This window comes from Microvirga sp. P4_G7 (assembly GCF_056401005.1).
In genome coordinates this window covers 1-9,867 of record NZ_JBFUKD010000063.1, presented here as the reverse complement: position 1 = coordinate 9,867, position 9,867 = coordinate 1, and the positions used below count along the sequence as shown (strand labels likewise).

Genomic DNA, 9,867 nt, shown 5'->3' with positions numbered 1-9,867 from the left:
TCTTCCAGCAGCTTGTCGGTTTCCGGGCTGCGGTAGGCCGACCAGGAGCTGCTCTTGTGAAGGAGCGGGAAGAGGATGCCGTCCGCGTCCTGACAAGCACAGGACCACCGGCCGAAGCTCAGCGTCGACGTCGTTTCGGGACCCGCCTGCGCGCGTTTGAGATAGCTCGCCATATCCGACATGTTGATCTTCACGTTCAGGCCGGCCTCGTTCAGCATTTGCTGGATGGCCTGGACGACGCGCTGGTCGAAAACCGGTGAAGTCGCGATCTCGATCTCGGCCTTCGCGCTGGGGCCGACCTCTGCGACGAGCGCCTTGGCTTTCTCCAGGGAATAGGTCGGCGCCTGGATCTTGTCGACAAAGCCGAAGACCGGAGGCGCCGTCATGACATTGACCGGCTTGTCGAAGCCGCCGAGGATGCCATCGACGATCCCGTCCTTGTCGACGGCGTAGGCGGCCGCCTGGCGGATGCGCACATCGTCGAAGGGCGGCTTCGTGGTGTTGAGACGCAGATAGGCGACGCGCTCGGTCAGACCGGTCAGCGGTTGGACATTCGCGGCGCTCTTCAATTGGGTCGCTTGATCGCTATCGAGCGTAACGCCGAGATCGCTCGTTCCTGCCTGCAAGTTGGCGAGGCGGGTCGCCGCGTCCGGAACGGCGCGAAAGACGGCGACGGGAAACGGTCCCTTTTGCCCCCAATAGGCATCGTTCCGCTTCAGCGTGACCTGCACGCCCCGTTGCCAACCGTCGAACTGATACGGACCGCTGCCGACGGGCTGCGTATTGAAAGCATCTTTGCCGACGGCCTCGACGACGTGCTTGGGCACGATCGACAATTTCACCAATTGGGCCAGCAACGCCGGGTACGCGCTTTTCGTCGTCACCGTCACCGTGTTCGGACCGGTCACTTCGGCTTTGGTGATCTGGTCGAATTGCCCGAGCTGGGGGCTGCCGAATTTGGGGTCGGTGATCCGCTGAATGCTGAACGCCACATCCTCGGGCGTCAGCTTCTTTCCATCATGAAAGATAATATCTTCTCGAATCTGAAAGCTGATCTGCGTGTCGGACAGATACTTCCAAGAGGTCGCGACCTGAGGAACGATCTCGCCTTTCTCGTCGCGCGTGACCAGATTGTCGAAAATGTTGCGGTAGACGTAGTAGCTGTCAGGATTCCATTGCACCTGCGGATCGAGTGACGAAGGTTCGTTGACGAGATCGACCACGAACCGCTCTTTCGATGCCAGCGCGGGTAGCGCAGTCGAGGCGCAGAATGCCAATGCGAGAGTGATCAGGCGCATTCTTCGAGATGGTATGCTCATGGCTGCAATCCTTTGAACAGGGTTCGGACGTCCGCGCGGTGGGGAGCCGCCAGTGCCAAGGCGGCGGCAGTGGATGATAAGACATGATCCGGCCAGGATGCACGCCTTGGATAGCGGAGAGAATTTCGGAGCAACGCTGTTGCGATCGCCAGCGGATCAGGTTTCGACGTGGAGGTCGGAAACCGGATCAGGCTGATCTAGAAGCCTCAAGCGGCGCGCGCGACGCGTGCGTTTTGAAGAAGGCCGGTCAGATGGCGGGCGATGGAACGCATGCCGTGGATGCCCGCACGCGCTTCTGCGTCCGGGTTGTAGTTGGTATTGGTGTTCACATCGTAGGTGTAGATATCGCCCTGAGCATCCGCGATGACCTCGATTCCTGCAATGCCGATCCCGTTCGCCGCAAGAAACCGCTCGTAGGCGGGGATCTGTGCATTCGTGTATCCCTCGACGATCCGGAACTTTTCAGAAGGCGCAACCGCCGGGCAGGCGGCTGAGCCGATCGCCGCGGATTCGACGTTGCACGCGTCGGCTGGACAGAGTTCGAATCCCTGGCTGGTATCTACGCGAACTGCGTAGAGAAAGCGGCCGCCGACAAATTCGAGCCGTGTGATGAAAGGCTCCGGCGATTGGATGTAGCGTTGGATCAGCGTGATACCGTCGACCGGCTCCTCGAAATCGTCCGAGAGAAGATGTTCTGACAAAGCCGCTTCGCTGAGGAACAGTCGCACGCCGAGGCCCTTTCCTCCGCGATTGTGCTTGAGAATCAGAGGGAAGCCGAAACTCTTTGCAGCCTCTGCAATATTGTGTTTTCCGACGACGGCCAACGTGTCCGGCGTGCGGATCGCGAACGGCGCCAGCGCCTCGTACTGCGCGACCTTGCTGACTTCGAGCCGAAGTGCGCGCGAATCGTTGACGATTGTTCGCCCGTATCGCTCCAGCCAAGCAAGTACGGCGCCGGTATATTCGGCCGCATAGCGATGGTCGCGGGTGTGGGACGATGCGCTCATGCGATTGTAAAACACGCCTTCCGGCGGCGGCGCGCGCAGGTCGAGAACACCCTGGTCGAGAAACCACTCTTCGAAGGGCGTCTTGAGTTCCTGAAACGCCGTACGCAGCGGCTCGACCCAAACGCCGTTCTCGTGAATGACGAAGACTTTAGACATGATGGATCGGGCCTCGACGTTGGCATTCATGAAAGGGGGAGTACCCGCGTTATCGACACTCCCGCGCCGGCAAAAGCGACCTTTCCCAGGCGCTTGAATCTGACCGACAACAGCGGACAAGACAGCGCATCTCACGCGTCTTGTTCGCTTAAAAGAACCCAATATGTTGAGCATTTCAAGATAGAATGTTCTTTTTAAAGAACGTTCAGGAAGAGATGGTTTTTCTCCCATAAGCATCGGCGGTAGCAAAACATGCTCTGAGCGGTGAGGCGCCGTTGGCAGCCCGCTTGCGATCGCGAAGAGGATCGCTCGTCACTGATCGCGAAGGGTCGGATCGAGGCGGTCCCGAAGCCAGTCGCCAATGAGCGAGATCGACATCGTCGTCACGAAGATCATGGTACCTGGAAGGATCGCGATCCACCATGCCGTCGTGATATAGGCGCGGCCCGATCCGAGCATCTGCCCAAGGCTCGTCAGCGGTGGTCGGATTCCCAATCCGAGAARGCTGAGGGACGTTTCCAGCAGGATCACTTGCGGAAAATTCAGCGTGAACTGAACGATCAGCACGCTGAAGATGTTGGGCAGGATATGGCGCAGATAGATGTAACGCGGCGGAGCGCCGAGGGCAGTCATCGCGGTGGCGTAGCCCTGGCCATTGGCGGACAGCACGACACCCCGGGTGAGGCGGGCAAAGACCTCCCAACCGTAGATGCCCATGATCGCGGTAAACAAGAACACGCTGCCACCGAACGCGGCGATCAACGCGAGCGCGATCAGCATGAAGGGCAGCGAGGCCTGCACGTCGGCGAGCATCATGATCGCCTCCTCGACCACACCGCGGTAATGGGCGGCGACGAAGCCCAGCACGGTGCCGAGTGTGGCGCCCATCAACGTCCCCGCGAGGGCGATCACGATGCTGAAACGGGTGGCGTAAAGGAGACGGCTGAGAATATCCCGGCCGAGCTCGTCGGTGCCGAGGATGTGACGCCAATCTCCGCCCAGGAAGACTGGCGGCGCGAGACGCAGTCGCAGCGATTGAGCACGATAATCGTAAGGCGCGAGAAGATCCGCCAACAAGGCGATCGAAAAGATCAGGCCGATCAGGACGAGGGCAACGACGACGAGGGCCGGATAACGGGTTTCGGCCTTGACCGGTCCCAGCGCCGCGCGCCGACGGCGAAGGGAGGAGGCAATCGATATCTTCATCGCCTGGAATCCCCCGATGCGCGCATTCGTGGGTCGACCACCGTATAGATGACGTCGACGGCGAGGTTCGCGATCATCATCGTGATCGAAACCATGATCAGGATGGCCTGCACGAGCGCAAAATCGCGGGAGGTTACAGCGCCGACCAGCAATCGCCCGATCCCGGGCCACGCGAAGACGCTTTCGACGACGATGGATCCCGCCACGAGATCCCCGAGTTTCAGCCCGACGATGGTGAGGATCGGGATCGCCGCGTTGGGAAGCGCGTGCCAGAACACTCGCCGCGAAGCGGGAGCGCCCTTCGCGCGCGCGGCGATCATGTATTGCTTGTTCATCACCTCGAGCATCGCCGATCGCGTGAAGCGCGCAAAGGTTCCCGCAAAATGGGTGCCGAGCGTCACCGCCGGCAGAATGAGATGCCATGGGGTGTCGGCGCCCGCGCTCGGAAGAATGCGCCATTGCAGAGCGAAGAGGAGCATCAGCAGAATGCCGAGAAAAAAGTTCGGCATGCTGAAGCCGAACACCGCGAAGCTCATGACGAAGCGATCGATTGGTCGATTGCGGTTGAGGGCTGCCAGGATGCCGAGGATCACGCCCCCGAACAGACCGCCGAGGAACGACGTCAGGCCGAGACGCAGCGTGTTCGGAAGCGCTTCGGCGATCAGGTTGATCGCCGGCTTTTGATCGGACATCGAGAGGCCGAAATCTCCGACGGCAATGCTCGAGAGGTAAGAAACGTACTGCTCCCACAACGGGCGATCGAGGCCGAATTTCTCGCGATAATGCGCGATGACCGCGGGTGGCGCCTGATCGCCGACCAAGGCCTCGATAGGATCCCCCGACAAGTGGAGGGCGATGAATGTGAAGGTGACGACGAGCCAGATCGTCACGAATGCCCGAGCGACCTTCTTGGCGAAGTAGGACCCTTGCATCGCTTACATCCTCGCCCGGGCTCGGGCTTCACGCGGAAACGCCGTCGCCAGACTCGGATCGTTCAACAGTACCGCAGACGCGCCCGAGGCGACAATGGCCGCGAGCCCAGCAGCATCCGTATCGCCGACTTCTCGACCGGTGTTGCGACCGCCTGATGTCACCCAGATCGGACGACGTCCGAACAGTGTTGGAACTGTCGGGGCGCCCAAATCACCCTCCCAGACACGATGCGCTTGCGCTCCGGCGCGTTCAAAGGCTGGCGCGTCCTCGTAGTTCTGCAGAAATGCGAGCACGGGGATCGAGGGAGCCGCCGTTGACAGGAGTTTGCATTGCTCGATGTCGCGCACTCCGATCCACACTTCATGCCGATGACCGATCCGTTTGATGGTGTCGAGAATCGCGCGGATGATCGCGGCGTCGCTTCTCTTGACATCCACCAGCACGGGACAGAGCCGCCCGCACTCGGACAAGACACTCGACAGCGTCGCCAGTCTTTCACCGCCTTCCAGCCGGACCGCTCTCAGCCGTTCCGATCCAGTGGCGGCAACGGTGATGGGATTTTTAGCAATGCGCGCGAGATCGGCGTCATGCAGCGCGAACACGACGCCGTCGGACGACAGGCGCGCATCGCTTTCAATCATGTCCGCACCGGCGGCAATGGCGGCAAGGTAGGCCGATAGAGTATTCTCGGCGTGGCGCGCGGAATATCCGCGATGAGCGATGACCTTCATTCTTGCGACCGACCTGTTCTGAATTCTTCGGCGAAATGGCAGCGCGCGACATGTCCGCCTTCGATTTCTCGGAGCGCCGGGATCTCGACCGTGCATCGGTCGCGCGCCATCGGGCATCGGGTATGAAAATGACAACCGCTGGGCGGCGAAGCAGGGCTTGGCGGATCACCGTTGAGGCGCATGCGGCCGCTTTCATGGCGGGGCGCCAGATCGGGAATCGCAGAGATCAGCGCCATCGTATAGGGATGCAGCGGCCGCTGATAGACGTCGTCGGTGTCACCCTCCTCGACGATCTGACCGAGGTACATGACGGCGACGCGGTGGGACAGCTTCTTCACGACGCGTAGGTCGTGCGAGATGAAGATGTACGCGATACCGAGTTTATCCTGAAGCTCTTGCAGAAGCGCTGTCACGCGCGCCTGGACGGAAATGTCGAGGGCCGAAACGGGCTCGTCGCAAACGATGAGGCTCGGCTTCAAGGCGAGTACGCGAGCGATGACCGCGCGCTGCGCCTGACCGCCGCTGATCTGGTGCGGATAACGATCGGCCAAGGACGATTGCAGCGATACGGCCTTCAAGAGGTCCTCGACGAGACCATCGCGGTCGGCGGGAGCGCCGATGTCGTGCAGATCCAGCGGCTCGCGGATCTGGCGCCGAATCGTCATCCGGGGATCGAGCGCCGAGAGCGGGTTCTGAAAGATCATCTGGATCTCTCGGCGCTTGACCCGCCACTGCGCCGGCGTCAACGCCGTCAACTCTTCGCCGGCAAAGGTGATCGACCCGGCCGTGGGACGGTCGAGGCCGACAATCATCCGGCCCGTCGTGGTCTTGCCGCAACCGCTTTCGCCCACGACGCCGAACGTCTCGCCCGGGCGCACGGTGAAGGATACGTCTTCGACGGCCTTGATCGTTCGCCCCGCTTTGAACCAGGAGGATTGCCCCCCGTAATACCGTCTGAGGCCGGACACGCGCAGGAGAGGGGAGCTCGATTGCGGAATCATGATGCCGTCCGCCAACGATAGACGGGCGCCGGCGTGTCGAGCCGTGCGACGGCGTCAAGGAGACTCTTTGTGTACTCCGACGTCGGTGTGTCGAAGACCTGTTCGATCGGTCCGGATTCCATGATGCGTCCATGGCGCATGACGACAACATCGTCCGCCATTTCAGCGACGACACCGAGGTCATGGGTGATGAAGAGGATCGACATTCCGAGTTCGGCTTTGAGGCGATTCAGAAGTTCGAGGATCTGCGCCTGAATGGTCACGTCGAGAGCGGTTGTCGGCTCGTCGGCAATGAGAAGTTTGGGGCGGCATGCAAGCGCGATCGCGATCATCACCCGTTGCGCCATCCCACCGGAGAACTGATGCACATAGGCCTTCAGACGCTGCTCGGGATCAGGAATTCCGACAAGGCCGAGAAGCTCGACCGCTCTGGAGTGTCTTTCTTGTCTCCTCAAGGTGGTGTGAAGCATCAAGGCTTCATCGARCAGGCTGCCGACCGTGTGGACCGGATTGAGGGATCCGAGGGGGTCCTGAAAGACCATCCCGATACCGCGTCCCCGGATTGCGCTCAGTTCGGCTTCGGACATCGAACCCAAGTCGCGACCGTCGAATAGGATGCGTCCACCCGTCTGGGCACCATTCCGCGCAAGCAGGCCGAGAATCGCCTGACAGGTGACGCTCTTGCCGCTTCCACTTTCACCGACGATGCAAAGTGTCTTCTGCCGGCCGATCGAAAAACTGACGTCGTGCACGATGTCGGCGAATCCCGCTGCCGTCCGGAATCCGACCCGCAGGTTATCGACGCTCAGAATGGGGGGACCGAAGTCCCCCACCGGTGCGGCCACCATGCTACTTCCGATCGATCGAGAAGTTCGACGGGCGGAAGTCCATGTAATATTGCGAGTACGGTTCCCAATGGATGTTCTTCTTCGTGACGTAGGCGGTCACTGGGTTGTAGAGCATCGTCATCGGCATATCGTCCTCGAACAAGTCGAGCATTTTCGAGAAAGTCTTGCGTCGCTCGGCCTCGTCCGCCGACACGTAGAGCACCTTGCTAAGCGCATTGAACTCGTCGCTGGACTTGTAGAGTTTGTGGCTCGTCTGCGTCTCGGTGTCAGCTCCCCAGAGGACCAGCAAAGCGCCGGTCGGATCTGGAATCCGGTAGGTGTTGGACCAGGGGAAGATCTGCACACCGGGTTTGCGAACTTCCTTGAAGCTTTCCACGAAATCGATGCGAATGTTCACGCCCAGTTCGCGCCACATCTCCTGGATGATCTGCGCCGCCTCGACATTGTAGAGGTAGTAATTCGGGATCAGCCGGTAGCTGATTTCTTGGCCCTTGTAGTTGCTTTCAGCCAGCAGTTTCTTTGCCCGGGCCATGTCATGGGCGTAACCGGCCCGGTCCTTGATGTACATGGAGCCGAAGCTCGGAAGCTGGTGGCCATTCGGCGTGTAGGTCTTGCCCTTCCAAAGGGCGTCGATCAGCGCCTTGCGGTCGATCGCCAGGCTGAGTGCGTGGCGAAGCTTCTTGTCGGAGAGAACCGGATCGTTGACGTTGAACGACAGAATATGGCTGTTCTCGAGCGGTACGGTCTGAAGGGTCAGATCCTTGTACTTGGCGATGCTGTCCCACTGGTCCGGCGGGATTTCGACGGAGATATCGAAGTCGCCGGCGACGAGACCCGCGACACGCGCAGCGACTTCCGGGACCGATTTGAATGTGAGGGAGGCCGCGGCGGGCTGCCCTTCGAAATACTGATCAAACGATACGAGCTTGATTCTGTCGTTCTTTTGATAATCAGAAAACTTGTAAGGGCCGGTTCCGATCGGATTCCAACGGAGCGCCTTTGCCGCCTCGTCCATCCAGACCTTGTGGTCGACGCCCGGCTTCTTGAACGCATTCCACGCCTCGTCGCAGACGACAAACGACGTGTAGCTCGACAGCCGGTGCTGCATCACCGCGTCGTGCTCGGAGGTGGTAAATCGAACAGTATGATCGTCGAGCTTCTCGACATTCTCCAGGGTGCTGAAATAGACGCGCCCTTCCGGGTAATAGGAATTGGGCCCCCAAAGACGCTCCGGGGAGAAGGTCGCCAGAACGTCGTCGGCGTTGAACGGCTTGCCGTCGTGGCAGGTCGCGCCCTTCCTGAGCTTGACGTCGAATGTCTTGGGAGACGTCCAGCTCCAGCTCTCTGCAAGGCCCGGCACGAGATTGGCGCCGCCATCTGCCGTCGGATGGGCGAAGTCGCGTCGGATCAGCGTGTCGAAGATCGAATAATAGATGCGCACGTCGACGTTTCCGGTCTGGGCGACCGGATCGAGACTGCGTGCGAGTTCGTTGACGGCGATGGTGACGTTAGGGCGGTCGGCGGCGCCGGCCGTCGTCGCGATGCCGATCGTGGCGAGTCCTAGAGCCGATGCGCCGAGAAGGCTGCGCATCCGTTGCGATGTACGATGGTGATTTGACACATTTCTCTCCCGTGTTGCTGTCCGTCTATTCGGAGTTTGTTTCTCTCTTGTGACGGTGTTCTCGCTGGCCAGGCGTCGGTTATTTTCGTCCCGAATGCCGGCTATGGACTCCAAGTTCGCGGCGCAGGTCGCCAAGTTCGGCGAGGGTCTCCAAGGAGCGCCCGTCGTCGATCCTCGACAGCCCCAAAATCAAAGCATTGCAGATTGCCATGGGCACGGTCATCGATTGGGTTTCGCCAGTCTGACCGCGAAGGGCCGACAGACATATGTCGACATCGAGCGGGGACGGGCGCAGGTCCGTGATGAAAATGGTCGGCGCGGAAACCGACCGCGCGTATCTGAGGACGTTCTTCAAGCCCTCGCTCACATGGCGAAATGCGATCACCACGACTACGTCCCCGCGCTGCAATCCGAGGAGCTCGTCCGCTGCCTCCCAGTCGAAATGGGCGATGGACGTAGCGCGGTAGCCCGATCGAACGAGCCTGCGCGCAAAGAGGTCGGCGAGGCTGCTGGCGTGGCTCTCTCCACCGATGACGATGCGACCGGCCGCGTTTAGTCGCTCGATTGCGGCGTCGAAATCTTCTTGCGAAATCTGGTGGGGAAGGGCGTTTAGCGCCTGGACCTCACCATCCACGACCGATTGAAGGACCGAATGGCCCGCGACGCGGTCGAGCCGCTTTCGCATGCGCGCGGAGGAATCGAGATCGGACAGCACCGCGTCCTGAAGTTCTTCCCGGAGGTCGCGGTAGGATTCGAAACCGAGCTTGCGCGCTAGGCGGCCCGCGGTCGCCTCATGGACGCCGGCCCGCTGCGCGATTTCCCGCGCCGGCAAGAAGCTGCCGGCGGCGCGAGCCTCAAGCAACACCGCGACAAGCCGACGGTCGGATGCCGTCAGCTCCTCTTGATGTCGTTCGATCAGCTCGCTCAGGCTCATGCGGTCGCTCACATTCAGCACAAAAGAGACTAGACGACCGGGCGGGACTATTGCAAGAGATATTGCAGAAACTGAAAAATGCAAGTTTTCTTGCCGAACGAGATTCAGAGG

General features: G+C 60.6%; 9 protein-coding genes. All 9 read right to left on the bottom strand.

From position 1 onward, the window contains the following. Positions 1 to 1,319, bottom strand: a 1,319-nt coding sequence (locus AC1DT3_RS05360) for an ABC transporter substrate-binding protein (protein WP_477464212.1), incomplete at its 3' end; no start/stop codon positions are given. Between the two features lie 206 nt (positions 1,320 to 1,525). Further along, a complete protein-coding gene (locus AC1DT3_RS05355; RefSeq protein WP_477464211.1) occupies positions 1,526 to 2,482 on the bottom strand; it encodes an ATP-grasp domain-containing protein in 957 nt (318 codons plus the stop codon). Positions 2,483 to 2,794: 312 nt separating this feature from the next. After that, entirely contained in the window at positions 2,795 to 3,688 is an 894-nt protein-coding gene (locus tag AC1DT3_RS05350) for an ABC transporter permease (RefSeq protein WP_477464210.1), read from the bottom strand. Further along, positions 3,685 to 4,620 (bottom strand): ABC transporter permease, encoded by a 936-nt coding sequence (locus AC1DT3_RS05345; RefSeq protein WP_477464209.1) that lies wholly within the window; start codon positions 4,618 to 4,620, stop codon positions 3,685 to 3,687. The genes AC1DT3_RS05350 and AC1DT3_RS05345 overlap by 4 nt, the downstream gene beginning before the upstream one ends. Positions 4,621 to 4,623: 3 nt before the next feature. Beyond that, positions 4,624 to 5,352 carry a glycerophosphodiester phosphodiesterase gene (locus tag AC1DT3_RS05340; RefSeq protein WP_477464208.1) on the bottom strand — a complete coding sequence of 243 codons (729 nt, stop codon included), beginning with the start codon at positions 5,350 to 5,352 and terminating at the stop codon, positions 4,624 to 4,626. Continuing rightward, positions 5,349 to 6,353 (bottom strand): ABC transporter ATP-binding protein, encoded by a 1,005-nt coding sequence (locus AC1DT3_RS05335; RefSeq protein ID WP_477464207.1) that lies wholly within the window; start codon positions 6,351 to 6,353, stop codon positions 5,349 to 5,351. The genes AC1DT3_RS05340 and AC1DT3_RS05335 overlap by 4 nt, the downstream gene beginning before the upstream one ends. Next, complete coding sequence (locus AC1DT3_RS05330; RefSeq protein WP_477464206.1) at positions 6,350 to 7,201, bottom strand: ATP-binding cassette domain-containing protein; 852 nt, start codon at positions 7,199 to 7,201, stop codon at positions 6,350 to 6,352. Before AC1DT3_RS05330 ends, AC1DT3_RS05335 begins: the two co-directional genes overlap by 4 nt. 1 nt (position 7,202) lies before the next feature. Beyond that, positions 7,203 to 8,822: an ABC transporter substrate-binding protein gene (locus tag AC1DT3_RS05325; RefSeq protein ID WP_477464205.1), complete on the bottom strand. Its 1,620-nt coding sequence runs from the start codon at positions 8,820 to 8,822 to the stop codon at positions 7,203 to 7,205. A gap of 79 nt (positions 8,823 to 8,901) precedes the next feature. Next, positions 8,902 to 9,756: a MurR/RpiR family transcriptional regulator gene (locus AC1DT3_RS05320; RefSeq protein ID WP_477464204.1), complete on the bottom strand. Its 855-nt coding sequence runs from the start codon at positions 9,754 to 9,756 to the stop codon at positions 8,902 to 8,904. Positions 9,757 to 9,867: the final 111 nt, after the last annotated feature.